The 16,833-nt window shown below is 59.4% G+C and carries 13 protein-coding genes and 1 tRNA gene; 7 read left to right on the forward strand and 7 right to left on the reverse strand.

Translation table 11 applies throughout. The features are described from left to right. Window positions 1-301: 301 nt before the first annotated feature. Window positions 302-1,021, reverse strand: a complete 720-nt coding sequence (nrdG, locus tag OZX75_RS05160; RefSeq protein ID WP_277147429.1) for an anaerobic ribonucleoside-triphosphate reductase activating protein — start codon at window positions 1,019-1,021, stop codon at window positions 302-304. Window positions 1,022-1,217: 196 nt separating this feature from the next. Further along, window positions 1,218-3,614 carry an anaerobic ribonucleoside-triphosphate reductase gene (gene nrdD / locus OZX75_RS05165; protein ID WP_277147431.1) on the reverse strand — a complete coding sequence of 799 codons (2,397 nt, stop codon included), beginning with the start codon at window positions 3,612-3,614 and terminating at the stop codon, window positions 1,218-1,220. Between the two features lie 325 nt (window positions 3,615-3,939). Between nrdD and xseA the strand changes: the two genes are divergently transcribed. From xseA to pntB, 4 genes are all read left to right on the forward strand, one after another. Beyond that, window positions 3,940-5,268 carry an exodeoxyribonuclease VII large subunit gene (gene xseA / locus OZX75_RS05170; protein ID WP_277145611.1) on the forward strand — a complete coding sequence of 443 codons (1,329 nt, stop codon included), beginning with the start codon at window positions 3,940-3,942 and terminating at the stop codon, window positions 5,266-5,268. A gap of 77 nt (window positions 5,269-5,345) precedes the next feature. After that, window positions 5,346-5,672 carry an exodeoxyribonuclease VII small subunit gene (locus OZX75_RS05175; RefSeq protein ID WP_277145612.1) on the forward strand — a complete coding sequence of 109 codons (327 nt, stop codon included), beginning with the start codon at window positions 5,346-5,348 and terminating at the stop codon, window positions 5,670-5,672. Between the two features lie 273 nt (window positions 5,673-5,945). Continuing rightward, window positions 5,946-7,535 (forward strand): Re/Si-specific NAD(P)(+) transhydrogenase subunit alpha, encoded by a 1,590-nt coding sequence (locus tag OZX75_RS05180; protein WP_277145613.1) that lies wholly within the window; start codon window positions 5,946-5,948, stop codon window positions 7,533-7,535. Between the two features lie 4 nt (window positions 7,536-7,539). Continuing rightward, complete coding sequence (gene pntB / locus OZX75_RS05185; RefSeq protein ID WP_277145614.1) at window positions 7,540-8,928, forward strand: Re/Si-specific NAD(P)(+) transhydrogenase subunit beta; 1,389 nt, start codon at window positions 7,540-7,542, stop codon at window positions 8,926-8,928. Window positions 8,929-9,027: 99 nt separating this feature from the next. On the opposite strand, the gene OZX75_RS05190 is transcribed toward pntB, so the two are convergent. From OZX75_RS05190 to OZX75_RS05200, 3 genes are all read right to left on the reverse strand, one after another. Beyond that, window positions 9,028-9,228, reverse strand: a complete 201-nt coding sequence (locus tag OZX75_RS05190; RefSeq protein WP_277145615.1) for a hypothetical protein — start codon at window positions 9,226-9,228, stop codon at window positions 9,028-9,030. A 105-nt stretch (window positions 9,229-9,333) separates the two neighbouring features. Then, a complete protein-coding gene (locus OZX75_RS05195; RefSeq protein WP_525930280.1) occupies window positions 9,334-10,494 on the reverse strand; it encodes an endonuclease/exonuclease/phosphatase family protein in 1,161 nt (386 codons plus the stop codon). A 174-nt stretch (window positions 10,495-10,668) separates the two neighbouring features. Next, entirely contained in the window at window positions 10,669-12,318 is a 1,650-nt protein-coding gene (locus OZX75_RS05200) for a peptide ABC transporter substrate-binding protein (protein WP_277145617.1), read from the reverse strand. Window positions 12,319-12,568: 250 nt separating this feature from the next. Between OZX75_RS05200 and OZX75_RS05205 the strand changes: the two genes are divergently transcribed. Further along, entirely contained in the window at window positions 12,569-13,501 is a 933-nt protein-coding gene (locus OZX75_RS05205) for an isoaspartyl peptidase/L-asparaginase family protein (RefSeq protein WP_277145618.1), read from the forward strand. 201 nt (window positions 13,502-13,702) lie between these two features. Here the strand turns inward: OZX75_RS05205 and OZX75_RS05210 are convergent. Beyond that, window positions 13,703-13,775 (reverse strand) — tRNA-Arg (locus OZX75_RS05210). A gap of 264 nt (window positions 13,776-14,039) precedes the next feature. Between OZX75_RS05210 and OZX75_RS05215 the strand changes: the two genes are divergently transcribed. Beyond that, window positions 14,040-14,816, forward strand: a complete 777-nt coding sequence (locus tag OZX75_RS05215; protein ID WP_277145619.1) for a DUF4391 domain-containing protein — start codon at window positions 14,040-14,042, stop codon at window positions 14,814-14,816. 244 nt (window positions 14,817-15,060) lie between these two features. Here OZX75_RS05215 and OZX75_RS05220 read toward each other — a convergent pair whose 3' ends face one another. Beyond that, on the reverse strand, window positions 15,061-15,513 hold the full coding sequence (locus tag OZX75_RS05220; protein WP_277145620.1) for a very short patch repair endonuclease: 453 nt from the start codon (window positions 15,511-15,513) through the stop codon (window positions 15,061-15,063). Between the two features lie 274 nt (window positions 15,514-15,787). On the opposite strand from OZX75_RS05220, the gene OZX75_RS05225 reads away from it, so the two are divergent. Beyond that, window positions 15,788-16,813: a bile acid:sodium symporter family protein gene (locus tag OZX75_RS05225; RefSeq protein ID WP_277145621.1), complete on the forward strand. Its 1,026-nt coding sequence runs from the start codon at window positions 15,788-15,790 to the stop codon at window positions 16,811-16,813. Window positions 16,814-16,833: the final 20 nt, after the last annotated feature.

Genomic DNA, 16,833 nt, shown 5'->3' on the forward strand with positions numbered 1-16,833 from the left:
GCCTGAATCCTCACCATTCCCATAAACCCGCCGCGTTTTTACGTAACCTGACGCTGTGAGTTTACACACATATACATTGCTAGATTAGTCTCGACACAGCCCAGCAGTAAGGAACTTCACCGTGATTCAGCTCACAGTAGTAAGCAGTGTGACCTACATCTCTTGACAACCATCACGTTTCATGCTTCTTCGCGTTGTCGCATTCGTTGTCCACCAGCTTTGTCACGTCGTAGTCAAAAAGGTTGATGAATCCCTCACCTGTTGCGTATCCTCTGAATACCCAAACCGCCCGAACCGTCGATCAGCTCGCGGCACCTTCGCCGGCGGAGCGGTCCTTGCCGTAGACCTCGGGGATGAAGCGGTGCTGGTCGTGGAGCTTGGACCAGATCACCGGTTTGACCGAACCGGATTCGTCGTGCGCGCGCAATGAGGCCGGCACGTCGATGATGCGCTGGTTGCTGGAGCCGCGGAATTGCAGAAGCGAGTCGTGGTGGTCTTTCATATATCGTCCGTCCACCAGGATGTCGACATCGCGCAGCAGCTCGAGCTTGTCGTCGCTTTCGCCGGGGCGCATGAGTTCCTCCCACGTGTAGCCCGTCCAGCACCAGATGTCCTTGCTGTGCCCGAATTCCTTACGGATGCGCTTGGCAAGACGCAGCAGCACGCCGGTGTTGAGCAGCGGCTCGCCGCCGAGGAAGGTGATGCCTTGAACGACGTCATTGCCCAGATCCTTGATGACCTTGTCCTCAAAACCCTGAGTATAAGGATGGCCGGCCTGAAAATCCCAGATGGATTCGTTGAAGCACTCGACGCAGTGGAACGGACAGCCGGAAACGTAGACGGAGCAGCGGATGCCCTCGCCGTCGGTCATCACCAGCGGCTTGTAGTCGGCGATCATGTCGTGGCTGAGCCGCTCGCTCGTCCACTGCCCCGCCTTCGGGTTATTGGCCAGCGCCGTGGGAATCCACGGCCCACGCTCGCTCTCACCCGCGGCGAAATCATGCAACTTGCCACCTGCCAGCTTGCCCATATCGTTCCCCCTTTGCTTCAACCGCCACCTCAAACTCGTGACGTGGGAAAATCTCTCGCACAATAATAAAAAAGAAGCTGCTTCATCACTCGGTAGTTCCAGCATCACCGGGCAAAGCAAAGGCGGTCACCGAACAACCAGTGAACCGCCTTTACCCCACTATCTGGAAATCTGGAAAACTACCGAATCAACGGGCCTCTTCGTACCATTCGCGCTCGGTGCCGTCCTTCAGCACGACATGGCCGGTCTCGCCGCTCATGTGCTTGGCGCGGTGCGTGATCTCCTCGTGACGGCCGTGCACCATCGGGCGCTGCACCGGGTTGCCGAGGTAGCCGCAGGTACGCTTGGTGACGTTGCACTTGTCGGGGTCGGAGTTGCCGCACTCAGGGCACTTGAAGCCCTCCTCGGTCGGCTCGAAGTCGCCCTCGAAGCCGCAGACATAGCAGTGGTCGATCGGGGTGTTGGTGCCGAGGTAGCCGATGCCGATGTTGTGGGCGTAATCCCACACGGCCTCGAGCGCCTTCGGGTTGGTCTGCAGGGTCGGGAACTCGCAGTAGTTGATGAACCCGCCCGAAGCATAGTACGGGAAGTCCTTCTCGTAGTCGAGCTTCTCCATCGGGGTTGGCGACAGCCAGACCGGATAGTGGAACGAATTGGTATAGAAGTCGTGGTCGGTCACTCCCGGCACGCGGCCGAACTTCTCACGGTCCATGCGGTTGAAGCGGTCGGTCAACGACTCGGCAGGCGTGGAATAGAGCGAATAGTGATAGCCCTCTTCCTTGGCCCATTTGGCGCACAGCGCGTTCATCTTCTTGACAATCGAAAGCGCGAATTCCTTGCCTTCCGCATCCCAGCTGTGATCCTGCATCCAGTCCTTGCCGTAGAAGACGCTGGTCGCCTCATAAAGACCGATATAGCCCAGCGAGACGGTGGCGCGGTCGCGATTGAAGAGCTGATCGACGTTGTCGTTGGCATTCAAACGGCCGAAGGCACCGTAACGATAGAGCGTCGGCGCGTTGATCGGCTTGGCCTGCTTGCAACGCATGATACGGAACTGCAAGGCTTCGTGAGCGACGTCCATGCGCTCGTCGAAGATCTTCCAGAACCGGTCCTTATCGCCGCGAGATTCCAACGCGATACGCGGGATGTTGACGGTGACCACACCGAGGTTCAAGCGGCCTTCCTCTTCGTCCTTGCCGGTGTCGGGATTGGTCCACCTGGGCAGGAACGAACGGCAGCCCATCGGCGCCTTGAAGGAGCCGGTGATCTTGACGAGGTTCTCGTAGAAGAGAATGTCGGGGTACATGCGCTTGGTCGAGCACTCAAGCGCGAGCTGCTTCAGGTCGTAGTTCGGATCGCCCGGCTCGGAGTTGACGCCGTGCTTGATCGCGTAGGTGAGCTTCGGGAAGATCGCGGTGTGGTGGTCGCGGCCGAGCCCCAAGATGCGCACCAGGAAGATGCAGCGGGTGATCTCGCGGCTGAACCACGAGGTGCCGAGCCCGAAGCCGACGGTGACGAACGGGGTCTGGCCGTTGGAGACGCGGTTGGAGTTGATCTGGTATTCCATGGTCTGCATGGCGTCGTAGATGGCCTTGCGGGTCATGATCTTGGCGTAGATCTCGCGGATCTGCTCGAGCTTCGGAGCGTCAGCGTGGAACGGAGTGTCCTGCGGAATCGGCTTGCGGTCGGCGTCGAAGTGCAGGGTCTTGGGCTCGTTGGCCTTCAGCCCGTCGACGATCTCCTGGGCCACGTTCTCCGGCATGGAGTCCGGGATCATGGTGTGGGCCTGGTCGAGGAACTTCTTATAGTCCTTGCGGGCGTATTCGTCGAGCATCTCGTCGGCGCGGTTGACGGTCTGGCCGCCGTACTGGTCGCCTGCGATGTCCTTGATGATCTGCGTGATCTGCGTGGCCGCGGTGCCGATGGACTTCGGGGTGTCCATCATCGCGTTGCCCAGCTCGAAGCCATTGTGCAGCATGTCGGCGAAGTTCGGCAGCGAGCAGTTGGTCTCGGCGGTGAACGGCGAGTAATCGGCATCGTGGAAGTGGATGTCACCCTTCATATGGGCGTTGGAGACGCGCTTCGGGAGCATCGAGAAGGCGGAGGCCTTGGAGACGGCCCCGGCCAAGAGGTCGCGCTGCGTGGCGTAGACGTTGGAATCCTTGTTGGCGTTCTCGCGCACCAGCGTCTCGTCCTTGTTGACCAAGCGGTCGACGGCGGCGTTGATATCGGTGGCCTTGGCGCGGTCGATGTCCTTGTTGAGACGATAGTTCGTATAGTTGCGAGCCACTTCGTAGAGATGGTTTTCGACCAGTCCGTGCTCGACGAGGTTTTGGATGTCCTCGATCTTGGCCGGGCCGCTGTAACGCTCCTTGACTTCGCCTTCGATGCCGTTGGCGAGATCGCGGATCATCTGTTCCTCTTCAGGACCGACTTCCTTGTTGAGATCCTTAAAGGCCGATTTCACTGCCGCGATGATGTTCACCGGGTCAAAATCAACAATCCGCCCGTCACGCTTTTCCACCAGTACGGTTTTTGTCGCCGTCGTTGGCTTTGCCGGCGCATCCAGAACCTGAGCCTGCATCACATACCTTCCTCTGCAACTAACAAGACGCCGACACAGATCTACAAATCACATGGATGAAATCACACGCGTGTAACTTTCTGTGTCTTCCCTCACTATACGACGCCCCAAATACTATATCTAGGGATTCAATCGGCGTTTCTCCCCCAGATTTAGTAATAATGGCGGAATAGTGCGGAAATTCATAGTCTAAAATTTTCACATTTGTTTTTTCGTCGGCTTGTCTCGCAAAAACCTTGAACATTTGTCCAGCCTCGAATCAAGGAATCTTGATATTCGTCTCAAGATAGCCTTCCTTGTCCTTCATCAAGAGGATTGTGGAATCATGGCATTCAACACGAGATATGGGTATGCGGCACCCAACCAAAACGCAAGTCCGGGCACCGATCCGGGACCGGGGGGCCAACTTGGGTTGAGACGTCCCGGCGAGCTGCCGCGGCTCGCGCGCGACACCACGCCCGAGAACCCCTGGCCGGTGAGCGTGGTCAGCCAGAAATACCATGACGCCGTGCGCCGCTGGCCCGGTTCATGGGTCGAGGGGCAGATCGTCGAAATCAACATGCGCCGCGCCAGTTCCGGCTATATCACCCTGCGCGACAATTTCGAGGACATCTCGATATCGGTGATGGGCTTCCGCAACTTCGTGGCCATGGCCTCGGGCTTCCACCAAGGCGACCGCGTGGTCATCCACGGCAAGCCCGACGTGTGGATCAAGGCCACGCGCCTGAGCTTTGTGGCCGACGACATCCGCCGCATCGGCGCCGGCGACCTCAAGGCCCAGATCGACGAGCTGCGCAAGAAGCTCAAAGGCGAAGGCCTGTTCGACGCCGAGAACAAGGTGACGCTGCCGGAATTCCCGAAGTGCATCGGCCTGATCTGCGCCCCCCAGGCACGCGCGGAAGGCGACGTCATCACCAACGTCAACCTGCGCTGGCCGGCCGTGAAATTCAAGGTGGTGCACGCGCACGTCCAAGGCGTGCAGTGCCCACAGGAGGTCACCGCCGCGATCCAAAAGCTTGACGCCGACCCGGACGTGGACGTCATCATCGTGGCACGTGGCGGCGGCAGTTTCGAGGACCTTATCGGTTTCTCCGACGAAGGCGTGGTGCGAGCCACCGCAGCCTGCGTCACTCCTATCATTTCGGCCGTCGGCCACGAGGATGACTGGACGCTGATCGATCTGGCCAGCGATCTGCGCGCTTCCACCCCCACCGACGCCGCCAAGAAAGTGGTGCCGGACGTGCGCGAGCAATGGCAGCTCATCGCCAACGCCCGCACGCAGATGAACATGCGCGTTCGCGCCCGCGTCGACAACGAAATCCGCGTCATCGAAGGCTACGCAAACCGGCCAAGCCTCACCCATCCGCGCACGATGCTCGAGCCGCACCAGCGTTTCCTGGACGAATCAGTGCAGCGCATGCAGCTGGGACTGACCAGAATCGTGGACGACGCCAGCCTGACCGTCGAAAAGCTGCACGCCAGCCTCAAGGCCCTGAGCCCGCAGTCCACGCTCGACCGCGGGTATGCCGTGGTGCAGGCGGCCAACGGACACGTGCTCGACAACGCTTCGGTGGTCTCCCCCGGCGACACACTGACTTTGACCCTTAAGAAGGGCGAGGTGGTCACGGAGGCGAAAACCGTCAATCCGAAATAACGGAAACGGCGGCAGCTTCACGGCACCACGAATATCCAATAACATCAAGCAATAGAACAAAAATATAAGGACTAACGATGGCAACAGCAACCAAAGATGCGGCAGACAACAAGAACGAAAACACCAAGGCAGAGGCTCCGGCTTCGAGCCTCACCGACAAGGAACGCGATCAGATCGCGCAGATGCCGTACGAAGAGGCGCGCGACAACCTCATCAAGGCCGTGCAGGCGCTGGAGGCCGGTGGCCTGAACCTCGACCAATCGATGCACCAGTGGGAGGTCGGCGAGGCGCTGGCCAAGCGTGCGCAAAGCCTCTTAAACGAGGTGCGCGCCAAGCTCGAAAACGCCGAGGCCGAGCAGCAGTCGACGGCGGCGACGGCCGGTACGCAATCTAACCTCGAGTAACTCGAGGTTAGATTCCGTCTTCACGCGCGTCGAGCGCGCTCACATTGCCTAAACGAAGCTCACAGTGCTTCGTTTTTAACGGCTCAGCAGTCTAACCTCGAGTAACTCGAGGTTAGATTCCGTCTTCACGCGCGTCGAGAAATGCATGATTCTTATTCTCGGTACTTTGCAACGAACGGCTATACTGGTAACTGAAAAGTGCCCAAAGACGGGATGTAAAAGCAACAGAGAAGTTGTGCAGTAACTATGATGATGCTTAAGCATCATGGCCCCATGAAAGGAACAACTGTGATTATCGGAATACCTAAGGAGACCTCCCCGGGTGAAAGGCTGGTTGCGGCGACGCCGAAAACCGTCGGTCAGCTGAAAAAACTCGGTTACGATGTCTCTATCGAAACCCACGCCGGAGAAGAGGCAAGTTTCTCCGACACCGACTACAACGAGGCAGGCGCAACAATCGGCGCGGCTGGGGATGTCTGGAACGCCGACATCGTAGTGACCGTCGACACGCCGACGCCTGAGCAAATCGCTCGGATGAAGCCGGGTGCCATGCTGGTCTCCCGCCTTGCACCGCACAGCAACGCCGAGCTGCTCGACACCCTGGCCCACCACAACATCACGGCCCTGGCGCTCGACGCGGTGCCGCGCATCTCGCGAGCGCAGTCGCTGGATGTGCTTTCGACCATGTCGAACGTCTCCGGCTACCGCGCGGTCATCGAAGCCGCACAATCCTACGGCGGCATGTTCGCCGGGCAAGTCACCGCAGCCGGCAAGACGGCTCCGGCCAAGGTCTTCGTCATCGGCGGCGGCGTGGCAGGGCTGGCCGCCATCGGCGCGGCCGCTTCGATGGGCGCCGAGGTCCGCGCCTTCGACGTCCGCCCGGAAGCCGCCGAACAGATCGAATCCCTCGGTGCTACCTTCGTGCACGCCGAGGGTGCACAGCAGGAGAAATCCGACACCGGTTACGCCAAAGCGCTGAGCGACGACCAGGAAAAGGCGACGCTGGCGCTTTACATCAAAGAGGCAGCGAACGCCGATATCGTCATCACCACCGCGCTGGTGCGTGGCCAAGGCGTCCTGACCATTACCAAGGAAGCGGTGGCCGGTATGAAACCCGGTTCGGTGATTGTCGACCTCGCGGCCAGCGGCGGCGGCGATTGCGAGCTGACGCAGCCCGGCAAGAAGATCACCACCGAGGGCGGCGTGACCATCATCGGCTACACGGACCTCGCCAGTCGCATGCCCCAGCAGACCTCGCAGCTGTACGGCACCAACGTGGTCAATCTGATGAAGCTTCTGACACCCAAGAAAGACGGGCAAGTCACGCTCGACCTTGACGACGAGGTGCAGCGCGGCATGACCGTGACCCAGGAGGGCAAGATACTGTGGCCGCCGCCAAAGGTTGCGGTTTCCGCCGCGGCCAAGGCCGATGACAAAGCCAAACAACTCACCCCCGAGGAAAAACAGGCCCAAGAGCAAGCCGCCAAGGCCAAGGAAGCCGCTATTGCGGCACAAAAGAACAAACGCAACACCGTGCTCATGGCCATTGCGGCCATCCTGCTCGCCGTCGCGTTGGCGTTCGCCGACTCGAAGCTTACGATGACGTTCTCGATCTTCATCCTCGCGATTTTCGTCGGTTATTACGTCGTCTCGAACGTCACGCATTCGCTGCACACACCGCTGATGAGCCAGACGAACGCCATCTCGGGCATCATCCTCATCGGCTCGCTGCTGCAGATCGGCTCGGCGAATACGCTCGTGACGGTTCTGGCCGTGATTTCGGCGGCCATCGCCTCGATCAACGTGTTCGGCGGGTTCCTGGTGACCTACCGAATGCTCAGCATGTTCAGGAAGGACGCGTGAAATCATGACACTCGAATCCATCGCCCAATCCGCCTACCTATTGGCGGCAGTACTGTTCATTCTCTCTCTGGCAGGTCTCTCCAAGCAGGAAACCGCCCGCCGCGGCAACATCCTCGGCATGATCGGCATGGCCATCGCCATCGTCGCGACCATCGCACTGGCCTTGGTCGACTCGGCCCGTCCCGTGTGGGTGACGGCCCTTTTGATCGCCCTGGTCTTCATCATCGGCGCCTCCTTCGGCATTTACAAGGCACGCACCGTCGAGATGACACAGATGCCGGAGCTGATCGCGATGCTCCACAGCTTCGTGGGCATCTCGGCCGTGCTGATCGGCTACAATTCGTGGCTGACCGAAAAAAGCCCGAACGGCGCGCATCTGGCCGAGACCTATATCGGCGTGCTGATCGGAGCGGTGACCTTCACCGGATCGATCATCGCCTACCTGAAGCTTTCGGCCAAGATCAAGTCCAAGCCGCTGCTCATCCCCGGCCATAACCTCATCAACCTGATTGTCTTCATCGTCATGATCGCGATGATCGCCTGGTTCATCCCCACCAACTCGATCTGGCCGCTGGCCATCATGACCGTGCTGGCCCTGCTGCTCGGCCTGCACATGGTGGCGGCCATCGGCGGCGGCGATATGCCGGTGGTCATCTCGATGCTCAACTCCTATTCGGGCTGGGCGGCGGCCGCATCGGGCTTCATGCTCGACAACAACCTGCTGATCATCACCGGCTCGCTGGTCGGCGCTTCCGGCGCCATCCTCTCCTACCTGATGTGCAAGGCCATGAACCGCAAGTTTGTCTCCGTCATCCTCGGCGGTTTCGGCGAGAAGCCCGCCAAGTCGGGCGACGCCAAGGAGATCCAGGGTGAAGTCCACGAGACCAACGCCGCCGACGTGGCGCAGATGCTCAAGGACGCCCACTCGGTCATCATCGCTCCCGGTTACGGCATGGCCGTCGCCAAGGCCCAGCAGGCCGTGGCCGGCTTGGTCGAGAAGCTGCGCGCGCAGGGTGTCGAAGTCCGTTTCGCCGTCCATCCGGTGGCCGGACGTCTGCCTGGACACATGAACGTGCTGCTGGCCGAGGCCAAGGTGCCCTACGATATCGTCATGGAAATGGACGAGATCAACGACGACTTTGCCGACACCGACGTGGTGCTGGTCATCGGCGCCAACGACACCGTCAACCCGGCGGCCGCCGAAGACCCGAACTCCCCCATCGCCGGCATGCCCGTGCTGCACGTCTGGGAGGCCAGGCAGGTCGTCGTCCTGAAGCGTTCGATGGGCACCGGTTACGCCGGCGTGCAGAATCCGCTGTTCTTCAACGACAACACCGCGATGCTCTTCGGTGATGCGAAGGCGAGCGTGGAGGCCATCTCCAACGCGGTGTGACCTATTCAACGCATATAAGTCATATAAGTAAAGGGTTGGGTCCTGTTCCAGTCATGACATTGGAACAGGACCCAACCCTTTGTTTCTAAGACTACAAACTCAGCCGAAGATGTCCTTCGCGGCCTTCGCCACGGAATCACCCATCAGTTCGCCAGTATCGTTTTCCGCGCCGAAGAGACGGTTCAGCGCCTTGTCGGCCTGCTCAACGGTCATAGGCTTTCCGATCTCCTTGGCGACCGCCTGCAAATCAGTGATGGTAGTAACCTTGGAAAGCTTGTCTACCAATGTTTTCTCGTCCATGAGCACTCCTCGTTGTAATCTCACTTGTACGTTCGGCATTCAACTGCCTGCCTCCCATCTTAGCCACCCATGTAGATGAATGTGTATCGTGTCACAATTTTCGGGTCATTTCACCGCGATGGTCGCGAGCAACGCGGCGTGATCCGACCCGGGAATCGCGACTGTGCCGACCTGCCCGGCGACGATTCCCCGGTCCAGGACGATATGGTCGATGCCCGCGAATTTGGGAAGACCGGGTCTGTTCGCCGGCCACGTGAAGACGAACCCGCTGCCGGAACTTTGTGCGGCATCGTGGAAACGCGAACCCAAGATGTTGCGCAACGGTGTGTGATCGGTGGTCGCGTTGAAATCACCCATCAGCACATATCTGGTGTGCTTGTGCGAGCGCATCGTCGCCACGTCATCAAGCGAGGCGTGCCACTGCGTCCAATAACCCGGTTTCGGAGACGTGGTATGCACCGAAACGAAGCGGACGGGCATCTTGCCGCCGGCAAACGAAACAGTGCCGCCTGGCATGAAGGAAGCGCTGGAATCGACGTCGTCGTCCGCCGGCGAATCCAACGCCGTGGCCGAAAACAGTGCGTTGCCGTACTTGCCGTCCGACGAGGAGATCTGCGAGTAAGGCAGGTACTCGTCGATACCTTCAGCGCTGAGGGCGCGCACGAACGGCTTCGTGGTCTCCTGCAGCGCCAGCACTTCCACGCGCTGGTCGCGCACCGCATCGACGATCGCCTTGGCCGAAGCCCGGCCTTTGTAGACATTGACGGTCATTACTCGGGCATAGGAATCGTGGATATCGGCATGGTTTTCGCCGACCGCCGAAATCGCGGCAGCGTCAAGATGGGTCTGAGCGACGAAATACGGATATTGCCGCCATCCCTGAAATCCAAGACACGCGATGGCCAACAGCGCGGCCATCCATCTGCGCGACACCAACGCAAGCAACAGCGCCAGAAGAGCGAGCAAGGCAAACCACGGGGTAAACGCGGCAACCGCAGGCACATAGGGCAACGACTGCAGCTCCTCGGGCAGCTCACGGCTGAACGTGCCCAACAGGGCCACAAGAAGACACAGCCAAGCCAGCAGCGCAACAATCGCACGCAGAAAACCGCCGCGCTTCTTCGCTTTCGGTGCGGGTTTCGGCTTTGCCTTCGATTTCGCCGTACGTTTCGACACCGCTTTAGTCTGAGCTTTGGTTTTGGCTTTGGTCTTCACATTACCCTTCGCATTACATATGGCACCGACAGCAGACGCTGTTCGTCCCATCATATAGAGGACCCGGAAAGAGCGGTGGGAAACACGGGAATCCGACAGAAATCTGTACACAGTTTCCGGCAAGCCTTAGCCAAGCATCTTCAGCAGAGACGGAAAGGGGGCGTTTCCCACACTTAAGCATGGAAACCGCCCCTTCAGCGAAAAGCCTATTCGCTAATGGAAAGCCTACTTGGTAATGGTGTTATAGGTCGGCACATTCGTATAGTCGAAATGCACATTGCCCACGCTCGGCGAGGAAGCCGCCGACACGTTGTTGCACCACATCGGGATGGCCGGCAAGTCGTTCAGGAGGATCTCCTGGGCCGCGTTGAAATCGGCGGTGCGCTTGGCCACGTCCTTCTCCGACTTCGCTTTGAGCAGTGCCGCGTCGAATTGCGGGTTCTTGTAGTCGCCGTTGTTGGTGCCATGCCCATCGGCCGATTCGGAGGAGTAGAGCGGGGTCATGTAATCCTCGGCGGAGGGATAGTCGAGCGACCATCCGGAGAAATAGGGGGTCTGGATGCTGCGGTCCAGCACGCGCTTGAGCATGTCGCTCATCGTCGGGTAGGCATCCGCCACGGCGTCCACGCCCAAGGTGTTCTTCAGTTGGTTGCACACCGCTTCGATCCACGGCTTATGGCCGCCATCGGTCGGATAGGATATGGTGAGCTTCTGCTTGAACGGGGAAATCGCGTCGGCCTGTTTCCACAACTGCTTCGCCTTGGCCGCGTTATGACGCAGGTTCGCGGTGCCTTTGAGGTTCTTCTGATGCTCGGGAACGCCCGGCGAAGTGAAGTCGGTGGCGGCCGTCTTGGTGTTGTAGAAGACCTTGTCGATGATCTGATTGCGGTCGATGGCCATGGAAATCGCCTGACGACGCAGGTCGCCTTCCTTGTTCAGCCCGAAATGCGCAAGACGTTCGGGGATGACGATGCCCATATAGACGGAACCAGGCTGGCTATAGGCTTTGATGGTCGAATCGGTGCGGAACGTCTTCAAGGCAGACTGCGGCACGTCCATCAGGAGGTCGAGATTTCCGGATTGCACATCGGCGTACGCCGCATCCGGACTGGAATAATCACGATATTCGATGCCGCCGTTCATCACCTTGCGGCTGCCGCGGTAATCCGGATTCTTCACCACCGTGATGCTCGTGTTGGGCCTCCACGATTTGAACATGTAAGGGCCGTCGCCGATCGGATGCTTGCCGAACGCCTTGATGTCCTTGTAGGCCACGCTGGGCAGCGGGGCGAACGACTGATGGGAGACCTGGGTGGGGAACACCGAATCCGGGGCGTTCAAGGTCACGATCAGCGTGTGATCGTCGGGGGTCTGGAGACCGGAAAGCTGGGCGTCGTCGGCGGCGTCCGGTTTCTGCAACGCGTCGTACCCCTTGATGATCGACATTCGGCTGGCTTGTTTCTGGGCGTGTTTCGCATTGGCCGCGAAGCTCCAGGCCTTGGCGAAGGATTGGGCGGTGACGGCCTCGCCGTTGGTGAATTTCCAGCCGTCGTTGAGCTTGATGGCGTATTGCGTGGAATCAGCGTTGGCCGTAATGGACTTGGCGACCTCCATATGCTGCCTGCCCTTGGCATCAAAGCTCACCAGCCCCTCGAACAGGTAGCGGATGATGCGGCTTCCGCCCATTTCGTTGGTGTCTGCCGGCACCAAGGCGCTCAACGGTTCGGTGTTGTTCACCGAGATGATGCTGCTGGTACTGCCGTGTTTCGCGTTGGCGGTCTTGGCCTGGCCCGACCCGCAGGCCGCCATCGATACCATCGTCGCGCCGGCCAGCGCAGCCGCAGCGAGACGTTTCCCCAATTGTTTCGATACCATATTTCTTCCCCCTGGTCATGGCTCCATAGACGCGGAAGACGCCCAACATCGGTCTAGAGAACTCGATGTGAATAGAAGCCAATCTGTTCAACAACAAAGACAGTATATAGACAAACCAACAACATGTACCCAACAATCTCAAAAACGGCATCGTGATTTTCGACCGCGTTTCGCTGGCCCACCGGCGTACTATACCCTTGTATCAACTCTGGCGTCAGCGCCAGCAATCAGTCGAAAGGAACACGAACCCATGGCTACGACCACCCTACCCGTCAAATCAATCGTCACCAAAGGCGGCGAAGACGGCATCCTGCTCGTCATCCACGGCGGCGCCGGCGGCCGCGGCAGGCACAGCACCCCCGAACGCGTGGCGCAGACCAGGAAGGATCTCGAGCGGGCGCTTGAGGCAGGATATGCGCAACTTGAGGCCGGAGCCAGCGCCGAGGAAGCCGTCGTCGCCGCCGTCCACGTCATGGAGGACGCACCAGAGTTCAACGCCGGCCGCGGAGCCGCGCTGACCAGCGACGGCATCGCCCAGATGGACGCCTGCCTGATGGGCGGCGACGGCGAGGTCGGGGCGGTCACGGGCGTACGCACGGTCAAGAACCCCATCGACGCCGCACGAGCCGTCAAAGAGCAGACCAAGCACGTCCTCTTCGCCGAACCGCAGGACAAGGAGCTTGAAGACTGGGGCGTCGAGACACGCGAGGAAAGCTATTTCATCACCGAGCAGCGCAAACAGTCGCTGCTGGAAGCCCAGAGGGACGGCGACGAGTGGGAGAAGCACGGCACCATCGGCGCCGTCGCCCGCGACGCACAGGGCCACCTCGCCGCAGCGACCTCCACCGGCGGCATCACCAACCAGATGCACGGCCGCGTCGGCGACACCCCGCTGCCGGGATGCGGCACCTACGCCAACGACGAGACTGTGGCCGCCTCCGGCACCGGCATCGGCGAGGCATATATCCGCACGGTGGCCTGCCATCAGGTCTCCGAGCGCGTAAGGTTCGCCAAGCAGAGCGCCTTGGATTCCGCAAGCGACACGCTCGACGACATCGCCGCCCACCGCGGCTATGGCGGCCTCATCGTGCTGCCTGCCAAAGGCGAGGGCGTGATCGCCTACAACAGCGAAATGATGAACTGCGGCTACCAATCCCCTACAGACAGTTACGTGCAGGCCTGATAGAGAAACACAAATCCGATTGATCGTGGTTTTGGCTGTGGGTTCGATGTGAACGCGAACAGCAAAAGAGACGAAGCAACATATTCGCAAACGAATCCACAGCCCGCGGAAAAACGAGAGCCACGATGAAAACACGGAAAGACGAATCAGCTTCAATCCTCGATACCAGTCGGATTGTCCCTTGCCCTCAAAGAAGATCTGTGCCCGGAATGAGATTCGAACTCACGACACCCGCTTTAGGAGAGCGGTGCTCTATCCCCTGAGCTACCCGGGCAACATATTGTATTGTACACGGAATCCTGTCCGGTACGCCACGGCGCGTAGATCCCGAAACGCAGAGCCCGGTCGAAGGCGCCGAAAACGACGACGCACCACGGTTGCAACCGACAATTCCAGATTTCCATTCCCGGTTAAGATTGCGAATCGCGACGCTCCGCGTTACGCAATACTTTAATAATCGGCAATTGCGATTAGTCTTAAACCATAGGTCGTCAATATGAAACGGCAAGATACCGCCCAAGGCAAAGGAAGGCCAACAATGACTGTTGCACACTGCGGGACCATATCAGCCCCCACACTCGGCTTGCCTGCAACTTGCGCCATCCCGGAGGCCAAAAGCGCACTTCCCAAACAGATGTTTTATTTGAAGCCGCCGGTTTCCTCGCGGCTCAAGCAGCGCTTCGTCGGAGACGTGGCATCGATCACCATGCTTGCCCTGCTGCGCCCGAACACCATCGGCGTCGCTGCCGGCAGGAAAGTCCGCGAAGTTCTGGTGATGGGCATCGAACAGAACTGCAAGGACGCGCCCATCGAGGTGATGGAACATATCGCGAAACTGCGTTCGGGCTCGAACATTCTCTTCGTCTGCGTCCGCGACGTGAGGTTTGGCGACGAGAACAACAGCGGCGTCAACCCGTCGAGCGCCAACGGCAACGCTTCCCAACCCAAAAGCGGCGAGACGCAATGCGCATTAGCGTTGCAACGCATTCTGCCGGTTCGCGCCGGGCATCAAGGGGAGTCGCAAATGCGGACCTACGTCGGCACATGGCAAAAGCCCCAAGCCGCGGCGCTGTCGGTGAACGGCGAAACGCTCGATGAAGTATGGCAGAGCCTGTGCGCCCAGGTCATTTTCGGCGACGACGACGGCAGCAACCTCGACGCGCGACTGGCCAAGCAGACGGCAATCGCCGAGCTCACCGCCCAAATAGCCAAGCTGGAAGGCGACCACGCCCGCGCGAAAGACGGTGCGAAACGCAACGAGATCTTCGTGCGTCTTCACAAGGCCAAGAAACAGCTGGAGGAGCTGCAGCAGTAAGCGACGTGATTTCGTCACTCCTGCTTCTCGGGATTTTGTGACACACTAAGCCCGCTCACGGTCGTGAAAGCCGGCAAATCTGGACCGATCGGAAGATTACGCCACAAGCCGTTTCCTCAGCATCGCAGACTTTCAGCAGCTATGCCTCACCGGAAAATCGCGACGAGAACAGCCTTCTCGACGTCTCAAAATTCCTGCAAACCAACGTATCGGCGGAAAAGACACGCAAACCGGTGACGATTCCTCAGCTTTCGGCAACCTCGTCGCCTACAATCCGGCGATAAAGCCGTTCCAGCGTATCCTCGCGGCGACTTTTGGTCAGCTCGCATTCCCAAACCGTAAGAACCTTCCAACCGGCGGCCTCGAGCTCGGCTCGCTGACGGATGTCGCGGTCGCGGTTGCGCACCAGCTTGGCCGTCCAGAACTCGACATTGGACTTGGGCATCGAGAATTTCGTGCAACCAGCGTGCATATGCCAGAAGCAGCCGTTGACGAAGACGATTGTGTGCCACTTGGGCAGCACGACGTCCGGGTGGCCCGGGTAACGCTTGTCGTTCTTGCGAAAACGCAACCCACGGCGGAACAGATAGGAACGGACCAGCACTTCGATTTTCGTGTTTTTGCCGCGGATATGCGACATCGTATAGCTGCGGGTGCCCCGTCCGTATTTCTCCGGATCTTTCGATTGACGCGTCACGCCTCCATTCCACTTTCAGCATGAGACAAATACAAGAAGGAACTCGCAACAGATCATAACCAATGTTTGCCGCTTCACCGCCTGACACACGGCAAGATTAACAGCAGACAGCCGCTAAACCCGCCGGGATTCGAGCAGCATCACCATTGTCGACTCAATATATGTCCACTATACGGACAGAAGGTTTCTATTTTTGAGACAAATCGACCGATTCGGAAAACTTCTCCCTAGCATGGCTCGCATACCCAAAAACAGGGAAAGAGGTTGAAGGAAGATGGAAAAGGTAAAAAAGGTAGCGGATTGGATCACCAAATGGTTCACGCTGATCGTCATTGTCTGGGCGGTGTTCAATTACTTCGTCCCGCAGACCAGCGAATGGGCCAAGCATGACACCAGCTGGCTCTTGGGCATTGTGCTCTTCGGCATGGGCCTGACGCTTTCGCTTGAGGATTTCGCACGAATTCTGAAGCAGCCGCTGATGGTCATCGTCGGCACCGTGGCCCATTACGTCATCATGCCGCTTATCGCCGTCGCCCTTTGCGCCATCTTCCACCTCGACGGCCCGCTCGCCGTCGGCGTCATCCTCGTGGGCTGCTGCCCGTCCGGGACCTCGTCGAACGTGATGAGCTTCCTGGCACGAGGCGACGTGGCGCTCGACGTCTCCATCGGCCTGCTTTCCACCCTGCTCGCGCCGTTCATGATTCCGCTGCTGATGCAGCTGCTCGCCTCGAAGTACGTGGCGATTCCCTGGCAGTCGCTCTTCCTGACCGCCGTCAAGGTGGTGCTTATCCCCGTCGCGCTCGGCGTGATCTGCCACACCATCTTCAAAGACAAGATCTCCAAGGTCACCGACGTGCTGCCGATCATCTCGCAGACCGCGATCCTCCTGATCATCGGCATCGTCGTCGCCGCCAACCACGCCGGCCTCTTCAGCACGGCCACCGCGCTGGCCATTCCCGTGGTCATCCTGCACAACCTGTGCGGCTACGGGCTCGGCTTCGGCTTCTCAAGGCTCATGTACAAGGTCTATCCGAAGGGCTTCGGCTACGCGCAGCAGAAGGCTATCACCTTCGAGGTCGGCATGCAGGACTCCGGCCTGGGCGCCACGCTGGCGCTGACCTCCTTCGCCACAGCTCCGATCACCGCGATCCCCTCGACGTTCTTCAGCGTCTGGCACAACATCTCCGGCTCGGTGCTCTCCTCCTGGTGGCGTCGCCACGACGAGAAGAAGGGCTTGGTCGCGGCCGACGAGGCCGACGCCAAAGTCGAAACCGCGAAGGCAGCTGCAGCCAAGGCATAGTTCTGCGGTCAAATAAGCAA

It is taken from the genome of Bifidobacterium sp. ESL0800 (genome assembly GCF_029395355.1).
GTDB lineage: Bacteria > Actinomycetota > Actinomycetes > Actinomycetales > Bifidobacteriaceae > Bifidobacterium.

What these genes read in the sequence shown, in the direction of transcription:
- xseA (WP_277145611.1), top strand. Translation starts at nt 3,940, where the DNA reads ATGGCATTCAACACGAGATATGGGTATGCGGCACCCAACCAAAACGCA.
- nrdD (WP_277147431.1), bottom strand. Translation starts at nt 3,614, where the DNA reads ATGCAGGCTCAGGTTCTGGATGCGCCGGCAAAGCCAACGACGGCGACA.
- OZX75_RS05195 (WP_525930280.1), bottom strand. Translation starts at nt 10,494, where the DNA reads ATGGGACGAACAGCGTCTGCTGTCGGTGCCATATGTAATGCGAAGGGT.
- pntB (WP_277145614.1), top strand. Translation starts at nt 7,540, where the DNA reads ATGACACTCGAATCCATCGCCCAATCCGCCTACCTATTGGCGGCAGTA.
- OZX75_RS05190 (WP_277145615.1), bottom strand. Translation starts at nt 9,228, where the DNA reads ATGGACGAGAAAACATTGGTAGACAAGCTTTCCAAGGTTACTACCATC.
- OZX75_RS05180 (WP_277145613.1), top strand. Translation starts at nt 5,946, where the DNA reads ATGAAAGGAACAACTGTGATTATCGGAATACCTAAGGAGACCTCCCCG.
- OZX75_RS05175 (WP_277145612.1), top strand. Translation starts at nt 5,346, where the DNA reads ATGGCAACAGCAACCAAAGATGCGGCAGACAACAAGAACGAAAACACC.
- OZX75_RS05205 (WP_277145618.1), top strand. Translation starts at nt 12,569, where the DNA reads ATGGCTACGACCACCCTACCCGTCAAATCAATCGTCACCAAAGGCGGC.
- OZX75_RS05200 (WP_277145617.1), bottom strand. Translation starts at nt 12,318, where the DNA reads ATGGTATCGAAACAATTGGGGAAACGTCTCGCTGCGGCTGCGCTGGCC.
- OZX75_RS05215 (WP_277145619.1), top strand. Translation starts at nt 14,040, where the DNA reads ATGACTGTTGCACACTGCGGGACCATATCAGCCCCCACACTCGGCTTG.
- OZX75_RS05225 (WP_277145621.1), top strand. Translation starts at nt 15,788, where the DNA reads ATGGAAAAGGTAAAAAAGGTAGCGGATTGGATCACCAAATGGTTCACG.